General features: G+C 45.3%; 25 protein-coding genes and 1 tRNA gene. 10 read left to right on the top strand and 16 right to left on the bottom strand.

What is annotated here, in order from left to right:
- The first annotated feature begins 197 nt into the window (after positions 1-197).
- The 3 genes from QZ938_RS17785 to QZ938_RS17775 all read left to right on the top strand — a co-directional run bounded on the left by QZ938_RS17785 (position 198) and on the right by QZ938_RS17775 (position 3,108).
- Entirely contained in the window at positions 198-644 is a 447-nt protein-coding gene (locus QZ938_RS17785) for an SRPBCC family protein (protein ID WP_293146279.1), read from the top strand.
- A gap of 222 nt (positions 645-866) precedes the next feature.
- The gene (locus QZ938_RS17780; protein WP_293350008.1) at positions 867-2,951 is read left to right on the top strand and encodes a serine/threonine-protein kinase; all 2,085 of its coding nucleotides are present in this window, start codon (positions 867-869) and stop codon (positions 2,949-2,951) included.
- 83 nt (positions 2,952-3,034) lie between these two features.
- A tRNA-Val gene (locus tag QZ938_RS17775) sits at positions 3,035-3,108 on the top strand.
- 119 nt (positions 3,109-3,227) lie between these two features.
- Here QZ938_RS17775 and QZ938_RS17770 read toward each other — a convergent pair.
- The 5 genes from QZ938_RS17770 to QZ938_RS17750 form a co-directional block, all read right to left on the bottom strand.
- On the bottom strand, positions 3,228-3,845 hold the full coding sequence (locus tag QZ938_RS17770) for a hypothetical protein (protein ID WP_293350005.1): 618 nt from the start codon (positions 3,843-3,845) through the stop codon (positions 3,228-3,230).
- Between the two features lie 15 nt (positions 3,846-3,860).
- Positions 3,861-4,178 carry a hypothetical protein gene (locus QZ938_RS17765; RefSeq protein ID WP_293350002.1) on the bottom strand — a complete coding sequence of 106 codons (318 nt, stop codon included), beginning with the start codon at positions 4,176-4,178 and terminating at the stop codon, positions 3,861-3,863.
- A gap of 82 nt (positions 4,179-4,260) precedes the next feature.
- Complete coding sequence (locus QZ938_RS17760) at positions 4,261-5,058, bottom strand: TIGR04255 family protein (RefSeq protein ID WP_293349999.1); 798 nt, start codon at positions 5,056-5,058, stop codon at positions 4,261-4,263.
- 307 nt (positions 5,059-5,365) lie between these two features.
- The gene (locus QZ938_RS17755; protein WP_293349997.1) at positions 5,366-5,563 is read right to left on the bottom strand and encodes a hypothetical protein; all 198 of its coding nucleotides are present in this window, start codon (positions 5,561-5,563) and stop codon (positions 5,366-5,368) included.
- A complete protein-coding gene (locus QZ938_RS17750) occupies positions 5,535-6,533 on the bottom strand; it encodes a hypothetical protein (RefSeq protein WP_293349995.1) in 999 nt (332 codons plus the stop codon). The genes QZ938_RS17755 and QZ938_RS17750 overlap by 29 nt, the downstream gene beginning before the upstream one ends.
- A 277-nt stretch (positions 6,534-6,810) precedes the next feature.
- Between QZ938_RS17750 and QZ938_RS17745 the strand changes: the two genes are divergently transcribed.
- The 5 genes from QZ938_RS17745 to QZ938_RS17725 all read left to right on the top strand — a co-directional run bounded on the left by QZ938_RS17745 (position 6,811) and on the right by QZ938_RS17725 (position 9,474).
- Entirely contained in the window at positions 6,811-7,053 is a 243-nt protein-coding gene (locus QZ938_RS17745) for a helix-turn-helix domain-containing protein (RefSeq protein WP_293176868.1), read from the top strand.
- A gap of 141 nt (positions 7,054-7,194) precedes the next feature.
- Entirely contained in the window at positions 7,195-7,467 is a 273-nt protein-coding gene (locus QZ938_RS17740; RefSeq protein ID WP_293176870.1) for a helix-turn-helix transcriptional regulator, read from the top strand.
- 311 nt (positions 7,468-7,778) lie between these two features.
- Positions 7,779-8,060 carry a helix-turn-helix transcriptional regulator gene (locus tag QZ938_RS17735; protein ID WP_293261364.1) on the top strand — a complete coding sequence of 94 codons (282 nt, stop codon included), beginning with the start codon at positions 7,779-7,781 and terminating at the stop codon, positions 8,058-8,060.
- A gap of 319 nt (positions 8,061-8,379) precedes the next feature.
- Positions 8,380-8,970 (top strand): helix-turn-helix transcriptional regulator, encoded by a 591-nt coding sequence (locus tag QZ938_RS17730; protein ID WP_293363296.1) that lies wholly within the window; start codon positions 8,380-8,382, stop codon positions 8,968-8,970.
- A 234-nt stretch (positions 8,971-9,204) separates the two neighbouring features.
- Entirely contained in the window at positions 9,205-9,474 is a 270-nt protein-coding gene (locus QZ938_RS17725; RefSeq protein WP_293146297.1) for a helix-turn-helix transcriptional regulator, read from the top strand.
- Positions 9,475-9,619: 145 nt separating this feature from the next.
- On the opposite strand, the gene arfB is transcribed toward QZ938_RS17725, so the two are convergent.
- Together arfB and QZ938_RS17715 are read right to left on the bottom strand one after the other, a co-directional pair.
- On the bottom strand, positions 9,620-10,033 hold the full coding sequence (arfB, locus tag QZ938_RS17720; protein ID WP_293146299.1) for an alternative ribosome rescue aminoacyl-tRNA hydrolase ArfB: 414 nt from the start codon (positions 10,031-10,033) through the stop codon (positions 9,620-9,622).
- Between the two features lie 3 nt (positions 10,034-10,036).
- Positions 10,037-10,507: a restriction endonuclease gene (locus QZ938_RS17715; protein WP_293146301.1), complete on the bottom strand. Its 471-nt coding sequence runs from the start codon at positions 10,505-10,507 to the stop codon at positions 10,037-10,039.
- A gap of 260 nt (positions 10,508-10,767) precedes the next feature.
- Here QZ938_RS17715 and QZ938_RS17710 point away from each other — a divergent pair, with 260 nt between their 5' ends.
- Positions 10,768-11,046 carry a hypothetical protein gene (locus QZ938_RS17710; protein WP_293349991.1) on the top strand — a complete coding sequence of 93 codons (279 nt, stop codon included), beginning with the start codon at positions 10,768-10,770 and terminating at the stop codon, positions 11,044-11,046.
- Positions 11,047-11,077: 31 nt separating this feature from the next.
- On the opposite strand, the gene gnd is transcribed toward QZ938_RS17710, so the two are convergent.
- Positions 11,078-12,532 carry a decarboxylating NADP(+)-dependent phosphogluconate dehydrogenase gene (gene gnd, locus QZ938_RS17705; protein ID WP_293349989.1) on the bottom strand — a complete coding sequence of 485 codons (1,455 nt, stop codon included), beginning with the start codon at positions 12,530-12,532 and terminating at the stop codon, positions 11,078-11,080.
- 290 nt (positions 12,533-12,822) lie between these two features.
- Between gnd and QZ938_RS17700 the strand changes: the two genes are divergently transcribed.
- The gene (locus QZ938_RS17700; protein ID WP_293146307.1) at positions 12,823-13,245 is read left to right on the top strand and encodes a hypothetical protein; all 423 of its coding nucleotides are present in this window, start codon (positions 12,823-12,825) and stop codon (positions 13,243-13,245) included.
- A 234-nt stretch (positions 13,246-13,479) separates the two neighbouring features.
- On the opposite strand, the gene QZ938_RS17695 is transcribed toward QZ938_RS17700, so the two are convergent.
- From QZ938_RS17695 to QZ938_RS17660, 8 genes are all read right to left on the bottom strand, one after another.
- Positions 13,480-15,423 (bottom strand): ABC transporter ATP-binding protein, encoded by a 1,944-nt coding sequence (locus tag QZ938_RS17695; RefSeq protein ID WP_293349987.1) that lies wholly within the window; start codon positions 15,421-15,423, stop codon positions 13,480-13,482.
- A gap of 103 nt (positions 15,424-15,526) precedes the next feature.
- On the bottom strand, positions 15,527-16,138 hold the full coding sequence (locus QZ938_RS17690) for a hypothetical protein (protein WP_293349985.1): 612 nt from the start codon (positions 16,136-16,138) through the stop codon (positions 15,527-15,529).
- Positions 16,135-17,283, bottom strand: a complete 1,149-nt coding sequence (locus QZ938_RS17685) for an AAA family ATPase (RefSeq protein ID WP_293349983.1) — start codon at positions 17,281-17,283, stop codon at positions 16,135-16,137. Before QZ938_RS17685 ends, QZ938_RS17690 begins: the two co-directional genes overlap by 4 nt.
- Positions 17,284-17,337: 54 nt before the next feature.
- Complete coding sequence (locus QZ938_RS17680) at positions 17,338-18,510, bottom strand: Fic family protein (protein ID WP_293349981.1); 1,173 nt, start codon at positions 18,508-18,510, stop codon at positions 17,338-17,340.
- 234 nt (positions 18,511-18,744) lie between these two features.
- On the bottom strand, positions 18,745-21,099 hold the full coding sequence (locus tag QZ938_RS17675; RefSeq protein ID WP_293349979.1) for a glycoside hydrolase family 31 protein: 2,355 nt from the start codon (positions 21,097-21,099) through the stop codon (positions 18,745-18,747).
- A gap of 429 nt (positions 21,100-21,528) precedes the next feature.
- Positions 21,529-22,098: a hypothetical protein gene (locus QZ938_RS17670; RefSeq protein ID WP_293349978.1), complete on the bottom strand. Its 570-nt coding sequence runs from the start codon at positions 22,096-22,098 to the stop codon at positions 21,529-21,531.
- Positions 22,099-22,417: 319 nt separating this feature from the next.
- Positions 22,418-22,777, bottom strand: coding sequence for a DUF952 domain-containing protein (locus tag QZ938_RS17665; protein WP_293349976.1), 360 nt, complete (start codon positions 22,775-22,777; stop codon positions 22,418-22,420).
- Between the two features lie 13 nt (positions 22,778-22,790).
- Positions 22,791-22,931 carry a hypothetical protein gene (locus QZ938_RS17660; protein ID WP_366863706.1) on the bottom strand — a complete coding sequence of 47 codons (141 nt, stop codon included), beginning with the start codon at positions 22,929-22,931 and terminating at the stop codon, positions 22,791-22,793.
- Positions 22,932-22,936 lie beyond the last annotated feature (5 nt).

The following is a 22,936-nucleotide window of genomic DNA, read 5'->3' as shown; positions in this document are numbered from 1 at the left end:
GGATTCGATCACCCTGGCACCCCCCTTAACAAGGGGGGACAAGAGTGTTATCAAAGTCTGCCTTAATTAAGTGGGGGGATAAGAGTGCTCTCAAAGTCCCCCTTTTTAAGGGGGATTTAGGGGGATCTAGACTCGACAACAAACGAGAAATCGATAAACAAGAAATCCAAAATTCCAAATCCCAAATCTAAAATCCTATGACTGATTGGTTAGAACACAGCGTACAAGTAGAAGTAGCAATTCCTATCGAATTAGCGTGGGAACTTTGGTCTGACTTAGAGCAAATGCCGCGCTGGATGAAGTGGATAGACTCAGTTAACATTCTAGAAGAAGATCCAGAATTATCGCGCTGGAAACTTGCAACGGGGGGGTTAGAATTTAGCTGGCTTTCTCGGATTCTCAAATTAGTGCCAAATCAGATAATTCAGTGGGAATCGGTAGACGGTTTGCCCAATCGCGGTGCGGTGCGGTTTTACGATCGCAAAAACAGCAGCATTGTCAAACTAACGGTGGCTTACGGAATTCCCGGTTGGTTGGCAAAATTGATGGACAATTCATTTGTAGGGCGAGTTGTTGAATCGACTATTCAGGCTGATTTGGAAAGGTTTAAAGAGTATGCTCTGAATGTTAAAGCTAGATCTTAAATGCTGCGGACTGAAGTCCTCACTACAAACCAGTTTGTAGTGAGGACTTCAGTCCTGATAATTTTAAATTGTAATGCGAGAGATAAGACTCGGCGGTTGAAACCGCGACTACACAAACGATGTCCGCCTCCGCGGACTAAGAAATAAAGGGGATATTTAAGTCGGATTTGGTATTGCCTCAGTATCATAGACATATGCTGCTGATTGCCTCCCGGTTCAGTTATGAGTTATTGCCTAAACCCCGCCTGTCAAAACCCGCAAAATGCCGATCGAACTCAATTCTGCCTGAATTGTGGCACCAAACTGTTGCTCAGAGAGCGTTACCGCGCCATCAAACCCCTCGGTAGAGGCGGTTTTGGCCGTACTTTTTTAGCCGTAGACGAAGACAAACCCTCAAAACCGCGCTGTGCAATCAAGCAGTTTTTCCCGCTATCCCAAGGAACCAGCAGCGCCGAAAAAGCAGCAGAATTATTCAACCGAGAAGCCGTGCGGCTGGACGAATTGGGGAAACACCCGCAAATTCCCGAGTTGCTGGCGCACTTTCAGCAGGAACGCTATCAGTATTTGGTGCAAGAATTTATAGAAGGCGAGAATTTACAGCAAGAATTGGCGCGGAGTGGGCCTTTCAGCGAAAGTCAGGTTCTCCGGCTGCTGAAGGATTTATTGCCAGTATTGCAGTTCGTGCACGATCGCAATGTAATTCACCGAGACATCAAACCACCAAATATTATCCGCCGCCGCGTTTCTCAAACTCCGATTATTTATACTTACCCAACACTAACCGGGGAATTAGTTTTAGTTGATTTTGGTGCTGCAAAACTTGTGGAGGGTTTGAGAGAAACAGGTACAGTGATTGGTTCGCCTGAATTCGTGGCGCCGGAACAAATTCGAGGTCAAGCGGTTTATGCTAGCGATTTGTATAGTTTGGGCGTAACTTGCATTTATTTACTGACTCAAATATCTCCGTTTGATTTGTTCGATATCAATCAAGATGTTTGGGTTTGGCGAGATTTTTTGAAGGTTCAAATCGATCCGAAATTAAGCCGCATCCTCGACAAAGCGATCGAACCGAGTCTCAGTCGCCGTTACAAGTCTGTAGCTGAAGTTCTCCAAGATTTGCAGCCGCAGCAGTCGGCTGTGCAAATTCCCGCGACTCCGGTAGCTGCTGCAATTCCCGCACCTCAGAGGATGCCTGCGGTGCAGAATGCCGTGCCACCAACGGTTGCAGGCACGATCGTACCTGTGCCGCCGATGCAGCGGGTTGTTCCCGCACGCGCGCCTACTTGGAGGTGCGTTCATACTCTGGTAGGGCATTCCCATGCTGTCACGTCAGTAGCTTTTAGTCCCGATGGCGCGACTTTAGCTAGCGGGAGTGAGGATAAGACAATTGAGATGTGGAATTTGCACGGGGGTAAGCGGTGGTACACTCTCACAGGTCATTCTGACTGGGTGACTTCTGTGGCTTTTAGTCCTGATGGCGCGACTTTGGCTAGCGGCGGCCGGGATAAAACAATTCAAATTTGGGATTTGAATAAGGGTAAGTGGTGGTACGCTTTGCGCGGTCACGAGGATCGGGTTTATGCTGTGGCCTTTAGTCCCGACGGTCAGGTTTTGGCTAGCGGGAGTCGGGACAAGACTGTCCAGTTGTGGAATTTGAATAAGGGTAGGCCGATGTCGGCTTTAAGCGGTCACGCTGGTGGGGTGGAGGCGGTGGCTTTTAGTCCTGGTGGGGAGTTTTTGGCGACGGGGAGTCGGGATAAGAGTTTGCAGTTGTGGGATTGGCGCAATGGTCGATCGATTTGTACTTTAGCAGAGCACGGGGATTGGGTGCGGGCGATCGCCTTTGCTGCGAACTCCCTTGCCGGTCAGACCCCCCCCAGCCCCCCCTTGGTAAGGGGGGGAGCAGGAGCAGGATTGATTTCCTCTTCCCCTGCCGGTCAGACCCCCCCCAGCCCCCCCTTGGTAAGGGGGGGAGCAGGAGAAGGATCGATTTTGGTTAGTGGGAGTCGGGACGGTACGGCGAAGCTGTGGCGCGTGGATGCACAGGGGCGAGGTACGCTGCTGCGGACTATGAGGGACAATTCTGGGGATGTTTTGTGTGTGGCATTAAGCCGGGATGGTGGAGTTTTGGCGACGGGGAGTCGGGATGGTTCGATTTATTTGTGGGATACGGCTACGGGGGGTTTGCTGGAACTTCTGACGGGGCACGGGGGGGAGGTTTTGTCGGTGGCGTTTAGTGCTGATGGGGGGTGTTTGGCTAGCGGTTCGGGCGATCGAACTGTGAAGATTTGGCGGGTTGGGAATTAGGGCGGTTGCTGTGGGTGGCTGGAAAAATTTTATATTTATGCTTGACAGGCGATCGAAGGTTGTGCTAAGTTAGTAATTCGTGAGGACGCATAGCTCAGTTGGTTAGAGCACTACGTTGACATCGTAGGGGTCACTGGTTCGAGTCCAGTTGTGTCCATAGATTTATAAAGCCCGCTACCTGTAGCGGGTTTTGTTGTTTTATTGTGAAGTCTCCCACATTCTGCTGATGTTCAGGGAAATTTAATAATCATGTTTGAAGTGTTTGAGAAAACTAAATCAAGAATCTGGATAAATCTGAGTTTCACGTTCTTCCTGAGTCGGTCTAGCAAAATGAGAACCTAGTTTTAGCTTAAACCTGACTCGCTCTTTATCAGTCATTTGTAGCACTTTTCTAGAAAGTGCAAAATCATACTGCGATCGGGGCAAAGCAACAATTCGATTAAAATCTATTACATTATCTTGTAATAACGGTTGATGTTTGTGAATATAGAAAAAGTTAGTAAAACTTCCTTGATTATTTGCCTTGAGTTCAGTTAATTTTTCTAGGCTTTGGCGAATTTGATAAGGAACTTCTAGCAGAGGTGAGACAACAAAAGCTGATATATTCGGCTTTCCTTTGTCTCGCTTGGCAATGTCACAACACTGGGTTATTAAAATGAAGTAACCGTAATATACTTTAATCTGTGCTGTAAATACGGATAAACCTTCTTTTTGTTTATTCTCTTTTAATGCTAGTAAGTTTGGTTCAACTTCAGCTAAATGCTGAAGATTGGTTAAATTGTTGTCAGGAGTGCCAATCAGATGCAAGTCTGAACAGTTTAACTCTGGGTAGAATAACCCTTGAATAATATCACCTTGGCGTAATTCGCTTTGATCGATCTCTTCAACAAACATCTGAATATTCTAAAATTAAAAACTGTCTAACTCTTCATCACTATATATCGAGTCATATTGATTGTTCGCAACAGGCATAGCCTTAGCGACAGACAAAAATGAATTGATTATCTCTGGAGATTCAGACTCCTGATAATAACATTCTTCTTCTATTTGCTGAATAGATTCTAATGTTCTCGATGCTTCTTCTAAAGCCTCTTGAGAAAGCTTGCTTAATATTAAAATGCACTTCAACAAGCGATATACTTTCTGGTATGACTCATTATTTAGCTCTATTCTGAGAGATAAATTAGATAGAGATAACGGAGAGATATTAGGGTTGACTTCTGGCAAGAAAAAGGTAAGATCGTCAATGTTTTGGTAAGACGTTCTTATTGTTACAATCGTATTTTGTGGCTCGGGAAAAGCAGGTAAATTAATTCTTGGTGATTGGTTGCGGTTCCATCGCCCTGTGGAGTTCCTCTGTAATGCTCCACCGGAATAACTTTCCTCCCGTTCGATTAAAGGTGTCAAAGACATTCCAAATCTCCCCCTTGTGTATTTTTTGGTCTACAAAAAAATCAGCATCAAACAAATAACCAGGTTCCTGAACATTGCCTTTTGACGGGTCTTGTGAAATGACTAAACCATGATTAAAATTAACTCTACCTCCTTCTAGTTCAATTTCCAGATTTTTAACTAAAGTCCGAATGGAACCAGATAACTCGGTACTATGTAACTCTGAAGCAATTTGCGGACTGATTAATTCTGACCAAGGTTTATTTTCAATTTTTTTAAATTTAGAGCGAAGTATCAAATCCTTATATCTTAACCCTAACCTTATGTAAAAAGAGGGCTTGTATACCTCTTCAAATAGATTAATAGCCTTGGCAAAGCGTTCTTTAAATTCTTCATATTGCTTGTATTCAATAGTAGCTAATGTTAAATACTCTCGGTTTAAAGATAACTGCCATTTTAAATTTTCCGATAGGAAATTATAAGTAGTATACTGAGGGGTAATTGCTCCTATTTGTGGCACTAATGCTGCTATTTCAGGAGGAATGTTTAAATCCTGTGACTGTTGGAAAATAGGGTAGTCAAAACGTATTCTTTCCTGAAATTCAAAAGGATCTTGATTATTGATTTTGAGGATTGTAGGAAAGCGTAATTGCGCCAGAACCTCTATCAAAGGAGATTGCTGATAAATGACTCGTTGGTAATCAGGTAGTTTCATTTTAGGATGTGCTTACTCAATAAGTGTATTTTATATTTTCCTCATAAAAATTGAAAAATCAGCGTTCGTGGTACACTTGCTTTTGGCAGTCTATATCTGATAACATTCTAAACCATTTTTGACAATTTTTTCTACCCAAAACGCCGGAATATTAAACCTCGCCCCACAGTTGGGACATTCCGATCGCACTTTTAACCAATCTCGATACTAATGTAGAGTGCCCCCAGCATCCGCCAACATCCCCAAATCATGACAACTCCCATCACCCAGTAGGGACACGACACAGCGCCGTGTCCTCGATCGTAGCTTATCGGCGACAGCCTTCGGCGATCGCCCTCAACACCGCTAGCCGCACTTCAGGATGCGATTTTTCAAGCCCGTTAGCCCGAAAAATCCAGTGCCCGCCGCCCGCGTGTTCGATGGCAATCTTCTGTCCGTCTGGCAAAACGATTTGCCACCAATTCAACACAGTGGCTTTAATCAGTTGGCACTGAATCTCGGTCAATTGAGCCTCCATCAGCTTCAGTTGACGCATGATTGGGTTTTGGGCAGATGACTTCATTATTTTTTTCCTGAAATAAATTGGAGAGTTTCTCGACTGGAATTTCTGTTTGCTTACTTTTCAGCTTAATTTCACTTGCAGAGCTTTTCGCTTTTACTTTACCTTCCGAACTTTTCGCCTTCACCTCCCTTGTACCACCTTTCGGCTCATTTTTTACTCCAAAACCTTTAGATTTAACTTTGGCTGGAGCAGACTTTGAACTCTGTTCCGCTGCGGGCTTCTTAAACTCCGCGTCCAATTGGTCTAAAATCTCCTCTTGTTCGGGAGTGTGTTCCGCCGGCTGCTCTACATTTCTGGGGTTGTATTCGTCAACCAGCCGCCCCAAAAATTCCGAAATTGACATTCCCGCAGCGGCTGCTTTTTTGGTCAACAGGGCGTAGGTGTCGGTTTTGATCCGAATTTGTTTTAACCTGAGGTTGGGATTGTTGTCAACTGTTTCAGCTATCGTTATTGCTGTAATCCTTTCTTTGGGGATGACATCCACAACTTCTTGCCACTTTTCTTGTAAAGCACAGTCGCCGTATTGATCTGTGACTGCGTGTTTGAACAAGGGGACAACTTGAGCGACGCAGCTAGGCAAAATCTCAAATCCGGCTTTTATTAAGCGCAGGCAAATTGCAGCAGATTTGATAATTTGCGTGCAATAAAAATACTGTCTGCCTAAGGCTTGTTCGCAGTAAATTTTGAAAGTTTTGAACTTGTCTTTGTACAAGCGCAGTTTTCGGATCGAGTCCAGCATGATCCCTTGTCGCACGTAGTCGAGGAATCCTCTTTTAATTTCGCCTGTCAGGTAGTCTAAATCGTGAAAGGGCGATTGATTCTGGATTTCTTCTTCAAAGTCTAGCAGCGGGCCTGCAAAGTGAAAGTTGGAGGCGACATCGCCTAGGTAGAAGTTGTCGGTAGATGTGGTCATGATCGGGAAGGGGTCTAGAAAGGGAACGATAGCACGGAAGTTGGGCGATCGCAAAGTTGAAGTTTTGGTCTGGATCTTTGATACAATTTTGAGTTGGGCTGTGTTGTAAGGTCGATCGACCTTTTACATCGCATCACCTCAAGGCGGCTATTCAAACTTGGACGTTTGGACTGTTCGGCCTGACCGACCGACTTGTGTTATGTCGCTTTTGTCTCATTATGAGATGTCGATTTAATTTTGTCAAGTATGACATCTCAAATTGAGATTTTATGTTACAATGTCATCAAGAAAAGAACGAAGACAGGAGGGCAATTCACCATTGGAAGCCCTAAGAATCAACAAAACAGACTTATCACAAGATGAGTTTGCTTTTAGATGTGGGATTCCGCGGGCCACATATCATAGATGGATATCTGGAGCCACAGAACCAAAATTTTCTCTCTTTCAGTTGAAAGCTATTTGCCGAGAACTAAAAATAGAAAAAATAGATGAACTTCCAGAGAGCTTTGGGCCGAATTAGCAATTAAATTAAACCAACAGATACAATTTTGAGTTGGGTTGTGCTTTCAGGCTTGCCCGGCCACCTTTGTTTTGTCCACTAATCGTAGTTTAGTCAGGCTTCTTGTCTTTGTCAAGGGTAAACTACGAAATATTCTGCATAATGAATCAAGAAGTACGGGATTTATACGAAATGAGCCTTGCGGAAATTAGAGAATACAGGGGCTTTAGTCGCCGTGAGCTTAGCCTGCAACTGACGGGGAAAGTCTCTGAAGATACTTTGTATTCCATAGAAAAAAGAAAACAAAAACCCAGAGTTGATACTGCAATAGCCATCTGTACAGCCCTAAATATTAGCTTGAAACAGTTCTGTCACTCGATCGGGCTAGATGTGTCAGGACTTGTTGATGATTACGTGCCGCCGAGGGACAGCTAATCAACAGAGCGAAGTTTTGCTCGGAATCTTTGGTACAATTCTGAGTTGGGCTGTGTTGTAAGGTCGATCGACCTTTTACATCGCATCACCTCCTCGGAGTTCAGAGAAAGGGGCTTAAGGTATGCACTCAAACCCCCAAAATAGGCTTGGGTATGCCAGCACAATTGATAGACAGCACAAGTAAGGCGGTTATTAAAACCTGCACGTTTTGAACTTGAAGGCTCGCCAGCCGCCTTCTGCCATGTCCGTCACTTACAACTTTAGTTGGATAATTCTACTTTGTCAACTAAAGTTGTATAACTTTAGTTTAAATGAATCAAGATATAGACTATCTCAAACCAGAAACTATTCAAGAAGCTATCCAATTGGCTGAAGCTACCCAGGAACAACTAGCCCGAAACCTAGGAGTTTCTCTAAATACAGTGAATTCCTGGGTTAATTGTCGGAAAATGCCACGGGCGGATAATTTTTTCGCCCTATGCCGGGAGTTAAAGCTTTCGCCCAAAACTGTCGCTAGATTGCTAGGCATCGATATTTCCAACATCCCTGACGATATCCCTTTGGTAAAATCGCCCTCACGATCGGACAACTAACAAGCACAGGGAAGTCATGGTCGGGATTTTTGGTACAATTTCCACTTGGGCTGTGTTGTAAGGTCGATCGACCTTTTACACACCATCACCTCCACCAGAGCTTGAAGGAAAGGGACTTGAGGTATGCGCCCAAGCCCCGACAATACTAAGGGTTATGCAGGCCTAATTGATAGACACTACAAATAAGGCGGTTCTTCAAACCTGCATTTTGACTGTTTGGCTTGCCCAGCCGCCTTTGTTTTGTGTGTCTACTAGCACTTTAGTGCCAGATGCCAACTTTGTCAAGCACTAAAGTGCTAGCAACTAAATGCTATAATGAATGGAATCTGAAGATCGAGAAACGATAACCTTGAAAAACCTGAGAGAAAGTGCAAATTTGACCCAACCCGAACTTAGTCGTCGAATGGGTGTAGGAATTCGCATTATTGGCGACTGGGAACGAGGAGAAGCCATTCCTCGCTTCGATCGCGTCATTGCTCTGGCGCGGGAGCTTGGTGTACCCCTAAAAACACTTGCTAGATGTATGGGATTAGACGTAGCCAAAATTCCCGATGACCTACAGGCATCAAGTGTACTTCATCTTTCGACGGAGTTCAAGAAGATAGAAATTGTGAAAGAAGCTTCATGTATAAAGGAAGAAAATTCGCAAGAAAAGGAAAAGTCTCCATTAAGGCTTCTCAGAGAACAAGCTGGGCTAACCCGCCCTCAAGTCAAACAACATATCGGCGTTTCTGAGCGGATGCAAGCTGACTGGGAATCAGGAAAATCCATGCCAACTGTTGAAAACGTGGCTGCACTGGCTAACCTATACCAAGTTTCTCTAAAAACTATGTTTGAGCTTTTAGGATTAGACGTAACCAAAATTCCCGATGACTTACCCAGTCGATCGCAAGGACGATCGGACAACTAACCCTCATGGGTTAGCCAATCTTTAGGGAAAGGAGCTTGAGGTATGCGCCCAAGCCCCAAAAATACTAAGGGTTTGCAGGCATAATGAATAGAAACTACAAATCAGGCAGCTCGCTATAAGCCAAAGCGTTTCCACCGTCCGGCTAAATGAGCCGCCTTTCTGTTGTCTCTACTTAAACAACCATAGTTGTAAATATTTGATTTGTCAACAACTTTGGTTGTGAATTTTTATGATATGCCCAGAAATAAACAAACTCAAGAGTCGAAAAATATACCAGCACTGCAAATCTTGCGGGAGGCTGTTGGTTTGTCGCAATCGGCCTTAGCAAAACAAATTCCCGACAAAACCCGCACAAAAACCTTAAGTCAGCAAGCCATTAGCAAGTGGGAACGAGGATTAGACGAACCCGAATTGACTATTGCTCAAATGAAAGCCCTGTGCAAAGCTTTGGGAAAAACACTTAACGATTTACCTGACAACTTGGGCGCACCAAATCCCGACTGACAACTAAAAAGTCAAAAAGGTCGATCGCACCTGGCACAACATAGAGGTTAATTCTTAGGTACGTAGTTGCGCTTCAGCGCTCTTTCCGATATCCCAAAAAGAGCGCTGAAGCGCAACTACGTACCTGTACGAGCCCTTTGCTCCCTCAATCCGTAATTTTCCCTCTCAGAGCCTTAATCTGACCCCGCTTGGTTTTGCTGTCAAGACGCTTGCGCTGGGAACTGCGAGTCGCTTTGCTGGGTTTGCGCCTTTTCGGGATGACGATCGCACTTTTGATCAATTCTTGCAGCCGTCTCAAAGCTTCCTCGCGGTTTTGTTCCTGGCTGCGGTGTTCCTGTGCTTTGATGATAATCACACCTTCGGAGGTGATTCGCCCATCGTTGAGTTGCAATAAACGCTGCTTGTAGCGATCGGGCAATGAGGAAGCTGGGATATCAAAGCGCAAGTGAATCGCACTCGCCACCTTATTTACATTTTGCCCCCCCGCGCCTTGAGATCGAATCGCACTAATCTCGATTTCGCGATCGGGAATCAACACAGTGTTGGAAATTTGTAGCATGATTTATTGATAATGCTTAGCTGTGAGTAGAAATTCGATTAGTTCTTTTCGATCCCATAACTCTACCTCGTTAGATTTAGCAAGTTTGTAAGCATTTTCTGTAAATCTATTGTTGGTGATTACTCTGCCTTTATTTCCTTTGTAATGTCTGACGGCTCCTGCTACTTCTTGAACTGCTTTAATCCCAACTGGATTTTTACTTCTTTTTGCTTGAACAACAGTTTTTAAGCCATCTTTGTACAAAATTAGATCGGCTCCATAATCTTGACTGTCTTGAGTTAAATTAACATTATAGCCACACTGTCTAAAATGGACATATAGAAAATTTTCAAACTCTTTGCCAGTCATTGTATCCACTTCCAGAATACCACTGTCTGATAAACGTTTTCTTTGCTCTTCTTCTTTCAATGTATCAAATGCCAATGCTGCAATATCACCGATAATGCCAGCGGCTCTTACTATAAAAGATTTCATGAAATTACATTTATTTTAAAGGAGGAGTTATAATTGTACCAGATTTGATCGGTACAGGCTCAACTAAACTCGATCGACCCATGCCATCATCAGGAGTTCAATACTTAATTATCAATGCCCTGGAAACTCTCGACTTGTTGAGATGGAGAATATATGATGAAGAAAAGGGATTTTGGTACATCGAAACCCCTAGTCGAGTTTTACCAAGGGCTGCTATACTACAAAGTCGCGAGTTGTTCGTATAGACGAGGTTGAAGACTATGACGAAACCGCATGATATTAGAATAGAACAAGACCGGAGATTGGGAGAATTAATGGCGATCCTCTTCGAGGGCTTCGCTAACGCCCGTCAGCGATTCCTGGATGCAGGCGGCGATCCCCGACACCCGCCATCAGGTTTAAAAGGCGATGATTACATGACAGACGCAGAAAGAGAAGAAGCACTGACGATCGCCCGATCGCTCTTTAACGAGGAATATATTAAAAGCTATCTCAAAAACAAACGTCAAAACAATTTGCAACCCCAGATAAATTCGTAAGGTGCGCCGAAACGCACCCTACAAAAACTAATTAATCAGCAGTACCAGTTTGCAGCGACTCTTTCGCAGCCTGAGTCCACTCAGAGTGGAAGAATTCGCCGCGCGGTTTGTCGGTGCGCTCGTAGGTGTGAGCCCCGAAATAATCCCGCTGCGCTTGCGTTAGATTTTGCGGCAATCTTTCGCGGCGGTAGCTGTCAAAATAGTCCAGGGACGCGCTGAAGGCCGGTACAGCGATACCCAGCAGGCTAGCGGTAGACAACACTTCGCGCCAAGCTGATTGGCGATCGAGAATGCTCTGTTTAAACTCTGGCGCTAACAGCAAATTCGGCAGTGCGGGATCGTCCTTGAAAGCTTTTTTAATCTTGTCCAAAAAGCCAGCCCGAATGATACAGCCGCCCTTCCAAATGCGGGAAATTTCGCTCAAACTCAAGTCATAACCGTAGGACTTTGAGGCCGCGCTCAACAGCGCCATACCTTGGGCGTAGGAGCAAATTTTCGAGCAGTAAAGCGCATCCCGAACTTTGTTCACAAACTCCTTAGGATCGCCTTCATACTTGGTGGTAGGCCCCGTCAGTTGTTCGGAAGCTTTAACGCGATCTCCTTTGTAAGAAGACATGATTCTCGCATTCACAGCAGCGATAATTGTAGGAATGCTCACGCCCAATTCCAAAGCACTCATCACCGTCCAGCGACCAGTACCTTTTTGACCGGCGGCATCCATAATTACCTCAACTAAGGGTTGCTTAGTTTCCGGGTCAATGTATTTGAAAATATTAGCCGTAATTTCAATCAAAAACGAGTTGAGTTCGTCCGTGGTATTCCATTCGGCAAACACTTCCTGCAACTCTTGACCGCTGAGCCCACCGACGTTTTTGAGCAAATCGTAGGCTTCAGCAATGAGCTGCATATCCCCGTACTCAATGCCGTTGTGCACCATCTTCACGTAGTGACCGGCACCGCCAGGGCCGATGAATGTGACGCAGGGGCCGTCATCTACTTGAGCCGCAATTTTAGTCAGAATTGGCTCCAATTCCTTGTAGGCTGCTAGGGTACCACCTGGCATGAGACTAGCACCGTTGAGGGCGCCTTCTTCGCCGCCGCTGATGCCCATACCGACAAATCCCAGTCCGGCTGCTTCTAAATCTTTGGTGCGACGTTCGGTGTCATCGTAGAGGGAGTTGCCGCCGTCAATAATCATGTCATTGGGGTCTAGCATGGGTTTGAGCTGGTCAATTACCGCATCTACGGCTTTGCCAGCTTGTACCATGACTAAGATTCTGCGGGGACGTTCTAGAGCTTCGACGAATTCCGCCAGAGTCTTAGTGGCTACAATGTTTTTGCCGGGGGCGCGTTTCGCCATGAATTCGTCGGTTTTGGCTGCTGTACGGTTGTACACGGCTACGGAGAAGCCTCTGCTTTCGACGTTGAGGGCTAGGTTTTCGCCCATAACTGCTAGACCGATTAAACCAAAATTTTGCTTTGTCATGCTAAGTAATCCGCTGGTTCCGTTTGATGATAGGTTTGCGAGAAAGGAAAGCGAGGCGGGGTGTAGCGCTTTCGTGTGGACTAAAAGTATTGGACAATAGACCTAGGTGGTTTACGTTTATTTTTATATTCTAAGAATTGCTGTTTGGTAAATCAGTAGGGTTTTTTTAAGATTTAAGAATTATTAATGACGCGGGCAGGTGATGATAAGGCAGGTATTATGTCGATCGCAGTAACGATAGATACAGATAAGCGGACATTTTGAGGAAAATTTAGGAGACTGTTGTAATTATGGAAGATTTGCAGTATCTCGCGGCTTGGGTGAAGGAGCAACACGCTCGGGAGTATATTTTAACTTGGCTGCTGAGTCAACAGGGGCTATGGTGGTCGGATGGGGAGATTTATCAGGCGGTTTTGCAAAAGTCGGGAAAGCTGTTGAGGGCTTACGTTCAAAAACGGCAGGCTGGAGAGTTGTTTGAGGGGATTTCTGAGAAGTTGGTGGGAGATGAGAATTGGGATGATTTGGTGATCAGTTTGGGGCGAATTGTTGCTGTTTATCAGGAGGAGTTGGTGAAGTTGCAAGAGCGCGATATGCGGGGGGATGGGCTAAAAAAAAAGTCAATTAGCCAACCTGTAAGTGGAGATTCTTTGTCGGTGTTGGAGGTGCAGCAAGCTTTGCCCGATCCTTACGCGGATACGCTGACTGGGAGATAGTTATTTGTTATTGGTTATTTGTTATTGGTTATTTGTTATTGGTTATTTGTTATTGGTTATTCGTAGCAGGCAACAAATAACAAGTAATATTGTTTCCGGTTGGATCGGAATAGTCAGTGCGAGCGTCCCCGCTCGCGATTTCGGTAGCGAGCGGGGACAGCACTAGATAATTGCGATGTCACCGGATTTCTAATGACAAATAACTAATAACAAATAACTAATAACAAGTAATGACTAAATATAGCTGCTAGCTTGACGGGTAAACATGGAACAGTAAATTCCATTTGATGCTATCAATTCGTCGTGAGTTCCGATTTCGGCTATTTTACCATTTTCCATCACGGCGATGCGATCGGCAATTTTGGCCAATCCCAACCTGTGGCTGATGACAATCGTGGTTTTCCCGGCGGCGATTTGGCGGAAGATGCTGTAAATTTCGTGTTCTGTCTTGGGGTCGAGGGCGGCGGTTGGTTCGTCAAAAATTAGGACTTCGGCTGTAGAAAGCCGCATTAAGGCACGGGCGATCGCAATTCTCTGCCATTGTCCTCCCGATAAGTCGATGCCGTCTTCTAATTGTTTGCCCAGCGGCGTTTCTAAACCTTGTTCTAAACTGTTGACTTTAGCTGCAATTCCTGCTTCGGAAATAGCTTCGTTAATTGCGGTGTCATCCGACAGTGAAAGCAAGTCGCCGAAACCAACGTTTTCTCGAACTGTGGAGGGGAAACGGGCGTAATCTTGCATGACTACGGCGATGCGCGATCGCACGTATGCTAGAGGGTACGATCGCAAATCTTGACCGTTCCAGGCGATCGAACCGCTTGTCGGATCGTACAGTCTGCCGAGGAGTTTGCCAAGGGTGGTTTTACCCGCACCATTTTCCCCGACAAGCACAAGCATTTCACCCGGATTAACCATTAAGTCGATATTTGCGATCGTGCTTTTAGTGCTACCGGGATAGCAAAAAGATAAATCCTTAATCTCGATACCAATTTTATCATTTGTGGCACGGGCATCTTGCCCGTGACTTGGTAATTGATTGGTGGCACGGGCATCTTGCCCGTGACTTGGTAATTGATTGGTGGCACGGGCATCTTGCCCGTGACTTGGTAAACCAGGCAAGCGAGACGCCACATTCACCAGCGGAGACTGCAACTCAGGTTTGAGATCCAAAAGTTGAAAAATCGGACTGACGCCGAGGGAAATATCGTACAAATTAGTGTAATTCCCAATCAGTAATTGCAAACTCGTCTCTACTTGGACAATCAAACCAGAATACAGCGCCAAATCTCCTAAAGTGTAGCGCCCTCCCAAAGCTCCCATGACCACATAAACAAATGGTAAGGCTACACCTATTCTACTAAATATCGACCACAAAAGTACAGCAATCGCTCCTTTTTTTCGCACTTTCTGCATCTCGCTAAAAAACTGCAAATACTGACCCTGCCAACGTTTGAGCCAAAGTTCCTGCAAGCCAAACAAACGCAATTCTTTAGCATATTCTTCCCCTGTCAATACCGTAGCGGATAAGTTCATCTCGCGAGTGATTTTAGCTTGCTTTTTTTGAACTCTCCAGATAAGTTTGAGATATTTTCTTTCAATATGAATTGAGGGAAGTGATGAAACCACCATCACCACGGGAACCCACCAAGCTATTGATGCAGCCAGGCCGATCGAGGGAATGAAGATACAAATTCCCGTGATTGTCATGCTGATGGTGAATGCTAGTTGCTGTACTTGTTTAACTCCGGTTTTGGCAAGTTCTAATATATTTAATAGTTCGGGGTTTTCAAACAGGGCGATATCGTCGAAATTGGCGACTTTTTCGAGAACTTGTCCTTCAACTCCGCCTTGCACTCGATCGCGCAAAGATGTTGCTGCAAATGAACTCATGGTTTCGATAGAATCGCTGACTAACTTGAGAGTTAAGACTCCGACAATACTCCACAGCAATATTGGGTGGGAAAGCATCAAAGTTAAGGGCTGTGCTGTTCGGGTTTGCGACAGCAGCTTAGATACTTCATCAATGATTAATTTATCTAAAAATAGCACGCCAGATGGGGCTGCACCACGAACGATGTTGAGTACGATCAAATTGCGAAGTTCGATCGGTGCGGCTTTGACTATGAGGTCGAGACTGCGGCGCAGAGCTTGAAATGTGGTAATTTGGATGGGTTGCATAGTTTGTGGGTAGGTGTCAGGTCTACTCATCCCCGGACGGTATATTATAGATGATGAGTTGATTAATTGTAGTTTGCGATCGCATGATTTCTCTTTTTTCTCCTCACGTTTCCCAGCTTGGTTGAAAATTTATGAGTGCATTCATCGCCCGTTCCAAACTGCGGGAATTAGTCTGTGCTGGCGCAACTTGCCAACTTTGATTTACAAACTGGATGAGTTGACCGTTGTAGTCTTTACCTATTTTTGCCGTACTATTACGATCGGGGACAATCCCCTCCCGGAGTTCTCGCTTCTTTGATTTTTTAGCTAGATTGATTAAAACCTGTTTGGGATCGGAAATTTTATCTACATCAGCAGGAATCAAGTCTACTGAAATACCCAGAAATTCGGCAAATCCCTCCCGATGTGCTAGTAACCACGCTTCCACTTCTTTAACAGCAATCCGAAACAGCAGATTGGGATGTTTTGGTTGAGTTAACCACTCGGAAAGAATTACTAGCGGGCATTCTGCATTATCCAAATCAGTTAAGACTAAATATGGCATTCCCTTGGCCGCATGATTTAATCCAGTAATAATCTTTTTTATTTTGCCATATCCTCTCTGATTCAAGCAATTTCCAACTGAAAACGGACGTTGAGACTGTTTGAGCATTTGTTTAAGAACTGCTTCACTCAGTACATCCTCAAACACTAGATTAATGGGAATATCCGTCATTTGAATAAACTGAGTTGTTCGATGGCGGGCGGTGCTGTGAGAGGAAGTGCAGCATCAGCGATGCTTAAACCTCCTTCTAATAGCATTGTTATTTGTTCGTTACTGGAGGCAAGTTTTACTTGAGTTCCTTCAGCAGTCGGTGTCATTAGCAGCACTTCTTCGCCACCTATACCTTTGTCTGAGAGCAGATCGGCACTATGGGTACTGAGAATAACCTGTCGCTTTCTCGGACGCTGAAGGCGATAAATCAGAGACGGTAGATTGCTAACAATCGCCGAATTCAAAGAAAGTTCTGGTTCTTCTAGTAACAATAATGAATCGGTTTCTAACAGCGACCAAAGCAAACCAATTAACCGTAATGTTCCGTCCGAAAATTGGTCTTCCCGTTGTTTCCCTGCTTTGGGCCGCCAATGTTCGTAAACAGCTTCTAAATGTGGAACCCCCATCACATCTTTGGTATCGGTGAGGTTTTTCAATTGTGGGACAGCCAGCTTTAAAGCATCTTCAATTTTTCTTAATCGCGCTTTTCTGGTTTTTTCGGGAGTTTTAGCAACGCGCTCTAAAAAAGTTCTCCCAAAAGGATCTTCGGAAAGTCCAGGGGTAGCAAAAGCTTCGGGGTGGCGAACTAACTGAGGGATTAAATGTAAATATAAAATCGAATCTAAAAATTTAGCAATGTCTCTAAATTCTGCATTTGCATTAATTTGCTCTAAATAAGTTTGAGTTAGACGTAGCTCATCGCTATCATCTTCTTGAGTAGGGCGATCGATAATTTGCCGATCGCCTTTCCAAACTCGTTCGTAGGCAACAATCGGCTCATTTTTCCCACCTTTTTTCTGTTTAATTCCCAGCCCATACCTCCATAATGGCTGTTCGGCATTAGATTCTGAAAGGTGAATTTCTATTTCTACATCGGGATATCGACGTGCATAAAGACTGCGAATTTTCGAGACGCCGCCTCGATCGATCGCAGCTTTTTGCAATCCGCCTCCTGCTTTCGCCAAATCTCGCAAAAAGCGCAATGAATCGAGAAAGTTTGACTTGCCGCAGGCATTCGGGCCCACCAGAAAAACGCGATCGCGCAAATCAACATTCACTGACTGAAAATTGCGCCAATTTTTCAGAGCTATATGGGAGATAATCATTATTTTAACCTAATCAAGAAATACTTAATCATAGAGTTAATTTTTACTAGCGTTTTAGTGAGAATCAGAATTGTCAGGATTGATTACTGAGTAGCTGCTTTCAAAAAGATCCAGATAGGGTTTGTAACGATAAAGTCTGTTGCGTTGCCAACCTGTGACTTCATCAAGCAAAGCAATTTCTACAAATTTATCGACTATTTTTCTAGCTGTTGCGTAACTACATTGCAATTCGTTTTCTACTAAACGAATATTGACGATTGGGTGCTGGAAAAGTATATCTAGCAAGCGCAAACCATAACTGCTACTGGAAATTTGCTGACCGATTATTTCGCGGTGATTTTCGCGCATTTCCAGAATAGAACGGGCTGTAGTTGTTGCTGACTGGCTGACTTCAAAAATACCTTGAAGAAAAAACTTTAACCATCCTTCCCAATCTCCATGAGTGCGAATTGCCATCAGGCGATCGTAATATTCTATTCGGTGAAACTTTAGATAATGACTGAGGTATAGTAAAGGCTTTTGCAGGATTCCTTGCTGACAAAGCAGAAAAGTGATTAGCAATCGTCCAATCCGTCCATTTCCATCTAAAAATGGGTGTATTGTTTCAAATTGAGCGTGAGCTAATCCGCAATGAATCAGTACAGGTAAAGAATTGGTATCGTGCAAAAAAAGTTCTAGGTTGTCGAGAGATTGGTGCATTTCTGCAACTGTTGGAGGTACATAGGCCGCAGTACCCAGGTTACAACCTTGAGGGCCAATCCAATTTTGACTTTTCCGAAATTCTCCCGGTGTGCGATCGCTTCCTCGCACGTCTTTGAGTAATTCTGTATGAATTTCTCGCAGCAAGCGCAGACAAAGTGGAAATTCTTGAAGCCGCTTTAAACCGTAGTTCATGGCGTTAACGTAGTTAACAACCTCTTGCACATCTTTAAAGCGTTCTTGACCTTTGACATCAATTTCATATTGAAGTACGTCCTCTAGGGTGCTTTGCGTTCCTTCAATTTGCGAACTAAGAACGGCTTCCTGACGGACGTACATCGCTACGAACAGGTCAGGGTTGGGCAAAATAGAGGTAGCACCGTCTAGTCTTCCCAAAGCCCGATCGGCATTGGAGAGCAAGCGATGAAGCTCTGCGTCCATTTTAATGGGCGGTTCGGGAGGGAGGGGCGCTGGAATGAAGGCGCTGTATCCTTCAATTTGTTGGACGTATCGACCAGATCGCATCATTGGGTGACGGAGGGACAAAGGTTGAGGTCTTGTTATCTTATGTTATTCCAGTGAAATAAGACGGCGGTCGCGGAATCTTATTATAGCAAAAGTCTTTTTAGTATAATAAGATTGCCAGGACAGGCCAACTCGATCGAGATACGAGGACACAGCAGTGCTGTGTCCCTACGGATATGGTTGAGACAGGAGGACACAGCAGTGCTGTGTCCCTACGGACATGGTTGAGAATCTTGCTTAAAATATCAAACGCCGCACCGTACCATCATCTGTAAATTGCTGTTCGCCAATACCCACAACTTCGACAGTAACTTCGCGTTCCGAAATGGCAAACTCTCCCTCCCATGCCGCTATTTCCACTATCACTTTTTCCCCTTCCAAATACACATTGTAATTAGTCGTTGCCCACACACCTTTTTCATGTTCAAAACTGTGTCCGTCATCCTCATAAAGCGTCCATTCCCCAGTTCCGGGCCAAATTCGCATTTTCAAAGAATCGATCGCCCGTTCGCTCACAAATTGCCTCACAGGCGCGATCGCAATTATCCCCCCACCCCGAACATAAAGTGGCATTCTCTCCAAAGGCGCATGGGCTAAAATGTGCGTCGGGCCGTGATAGCATTCGCCCGTCCACCAATCGTACCAAGTACCCTGGGGCAAATACACGGCGCGATGCTCGACTCCGGGGCGGTAAATCGGTGCCGCCATCAGCGACGGGCCGAGCAATACTTGGTCGTAAAGGTGATAAGTTGTGCGATCGCGCGGAAAGTGATAAAGTAACGGTCGCAAAATCGGCGTTCCCGTCATCGCAGCTTCCCAAAACAAGGTGTAAATGTAAGGCAATAACTGATAGCGCAAATTGATGTATTCGCGGCAAATCTGCTCGGTGCGATCGCCAAAAACCCACGGTTCGTGCTGCGCTGTCGTCATCGCCGAATGACCGCGCATCAACGGATACAGCATCCCCACCTGCATCCACCGTGCGAACAATTCAGCGGTAGCATTCCCCGCAAAGCCACCAATGTCGCAACCGACAAACGCTACGCCGGAAAGCCCCATGTTGCAAAGCATCGGCATCGACATTTCCAAATGATCCCACAGCGATTGATTGTCGCCCATCCACACGGAAGAGTAACGCTGTACGCCCGCAAATCCCGATCGCGTCAGCACAAAAGATCGTAGCGTAGCGGGGCGTAAGCCATCGCCCCGCAACTTCTGCAACCCTTCCGCACAAGCTTTCGCCATCATCAACCCGTACAGATTATGGGTTTCCGCGTGGGTTGCGCGATCGTCATCCGGGCCTTGTGGTGCATCCAGGGGAAAGCTGATGTGTTCGCCGCCATCACCAAAAGGCCGTTCTGCGATCGCAGGTTCGTTCATGTCGTTCCAAATCCCCGCAATCCCCATATCTGTCAGGCTTTTGTGCAATTCTCCCCACCACTGGCGCACGTCGGGGCGCATGAAATCTGGAAACACGGCTTTGTCCGGCCAAACATAGCCGTGGAAAAGCTTTCCGTCGGCGGTGCGGACGAAATAGTCGTTTTCCACACCGCGATCGAATATTTCGTAATCTGCTTCCGGTTCGTACTTGACGCCGGGATCGATAATCGTGACAACTTTGAAACCGGCTGCTTTCAAATCTGCAATCAGTTTCGCGGGATCGGGGAAACGCTTGGGGCTCCAAGTAAACACCCGGTAGCCGCGCATATAGTCGATGTCGAGGTGGATAACATCGCAGGGAATCGCGCGATCGCGAAATTCCTTAGCCAACTCCCTCACCACGTCCTCGGATTCGTAGCTCCAGCGGCACTGGTGGTATCCCAGCGCCCATTTTGGCGCGAGCGGCATCCGGCCGGTTAACTGGGTGTAGGTGGCGAGAATTTGGGCGGGTTCGGGGCCGTAAATGATGTAGTAGTCGAGTTCCGCGTCTCTGGTTTCCATCCGCAAAACCCCCGGTGTTTCCGCGCCGATGTCGAATTGACTCCAAAATGTGGTGTTGAAAAAGATGCCGTAAGCGCGATCGGGATTCAGGGCGATGTAAAATGCGATCGCCTGGTACATTTCATCTGTCTGCGAATTGTAGTCAAGGGCGTCAATCGTCCAGTTTGTCTTGACTTCGGAGAGTTTGTCGAGGAAGCCGGTGCGTTGGCCGAAACCGTAGAAATGCTCGTCTGTTTCAATGCGTTTCCAGGCGGCGGTTGCGCCCGCGCGCCATCCCATCGGGCGATCGCAGTCGCTAGCAAAGGGTTTTCCCGATTTGTCAAAGCATTCGATGGAAGTGCGATCGCGCTTGACAGAAACTGTGATTTGTGCTGTTTCTATTTCGATTTTTTCGTCTGTTTCTCGGACTTCAAAAGGTACAATTTCCCACTGTTCGTCTGGGAGAGTCACGGAGTGCGATCGATCTTTGAATTCACCTGTCGGGGACATTCGCACTCGGATTAAATTTGGGGCGAGGATGCTGATTTTGAGAGCGGAATTGGTACAGTTGAAGTGAATTGCGCGATCGTCGGTTTTGTCGATCGATTGTACGGAGCCGATAATTGACCAAGGCTGTTCGGTAGTTTGGAGTTTTCCGAAGTATTGCGGCATATACTCTGACTCGAAATATTATCGATTTTGGTTTGAGCAGTTAAGGGTTGTCATCTGACAAAAGGCTGAACTACAAATATATAAAAGGAATATTTTAACATATCGATCCAATTACTTTACATAGCAATCCTAAATCAGTCGCAAAATCGATTGAGACCAGAATCCTTGCAGTGTAAGCATCTTGCTAGGGTATAATGCAAGGAAATCATTTAGGATTGTTATAGAACCCATTTGACATCTTTGAGGCTGCAAGCCTTTTAATCATCACCCTCATCAAACATAGATTAACTTTTGAATTTCATCCCTCACCGAAGAGCCAGGGTTTGAAGCCCCAGCATGAAGGCAGATTGTGATAAGAACGGAGTTTAAATCTCCGTTTTTATCACTTCGCTGTCAACTGTCAACTGTCAACTGTCAACTGTTTAACTACTACCTCCCAAATACTTGCAAAATCCTCTGCACTCCTGCCTTTTCTAGCCTCTCAAACTGCTGCCGTTCATCAGCAGTAAAAACAGTTGTCACTTCTTTATCTGACATCTGTGCTTCCAAAACTCCACGGTTGAAGAAAACAACTTCACCCGTACCAAAAAAGACGATCGCCCTTACCCGATCGCCTTTTAGCCAAAATCCCACTCCATCTCCTACTTCCACCAGGGCTTCCGATGCACTGACAACGGTTTTACCTGCATTCGTCGAACACATGATGTAGCTAACATTTTTGACAGTTTTTGTGGCTTTTTGGCAGGGTTGAGCCTGAAGTTGTTTCAATTCTCGATCGTAATTTTCCCGATTCATGACAGGCTTAATTTGATTCAGCAAACAGCGATCGGGTATACCATCGCCATCATCATCCATGCGGATGTCGTCTTGTTGTCCGTCGCGATCGCAATCAATCGCCGGCCCGATCTGTCTGCTGGGTTTCGCCGATTGTGCTAGTGCACCGCCACTGAGGGCAGAGTTTAATAATAGCATGGCGATCGGCAATAATTTGAAAAGCATTATGTTAAAAAAATATCCTTTATCAAATTTTAGCACGATGCTGTTTTAATAGCTCAATAATTTCCAGATTAGAAGATTTATCGGCAATATTTTAGATGCTATAGCATTTATCAGAAAGATGAGGTATGACTGTAAATGGAGTTTTTGATGCGACCTCGCTTGCTATATAATTAGCATAAGAGGGCTGAAGCCCAACAACGTACCTAATCTTTTTGATAACCGCTATATCTCTTTATTCATGCGCTCGATCGCCACCAAAGTAATATCATCAAACACCTTGACTAATAAGTGATATTTATTGCAGTATCTACACAGGATACTAAGCCTGTTCCTTGATAGTTGCTGTTAATTGTGCTGGCAATTGAAACTTGCCGTCTGCACCCGGTTCAAACTCAAAAACTTGCAACACAGCATCCACATTTAGCGGCCCGTAAATGTGCGGGTAATCCTCACCGGCGGCAAATTCATACTTAAGTTCAGATTCTACTTTTTCCGAGTCAATCCACAGCAGCAGCAATCCTGTTTGTCCCACAAAAAATTTATTGGCAGATTTCAGAACTTGCGGTAGAGTCGAACAGTGGATAAATCCTTCTGTATCTAACGTATCTCCGCGATAGGATTGCACTTGTTTTGCTTCTTCCCACTGTTGGCTGCGGGTGATGTGAAAGATAACGCTCATAGTTCAATGGGTTTTAAGTGCGATCGACAATTGGCAGTAAAATGGGCAGTAAAATCTGAGAAGGACAACTCCCGCCACAACTTACTGTCAGCGTCATAATTTTAGCATCAATTAACCGCGCTGCACCCGGAGGCGCGCCAGTTCCCGGATTCACGTCAT

Source organism: Microcoleus sp. CAWBG27, from assembly GCF_020883145.1.
GTDB lineage: Bacteria > Cyanobacteriota > Cyanobacteriia > Cyanobacteriales > Microcoleaceae > Microcoleus.
This window is presented reverse-complemented; position numbering and strand designations above follow the sequence as displayed.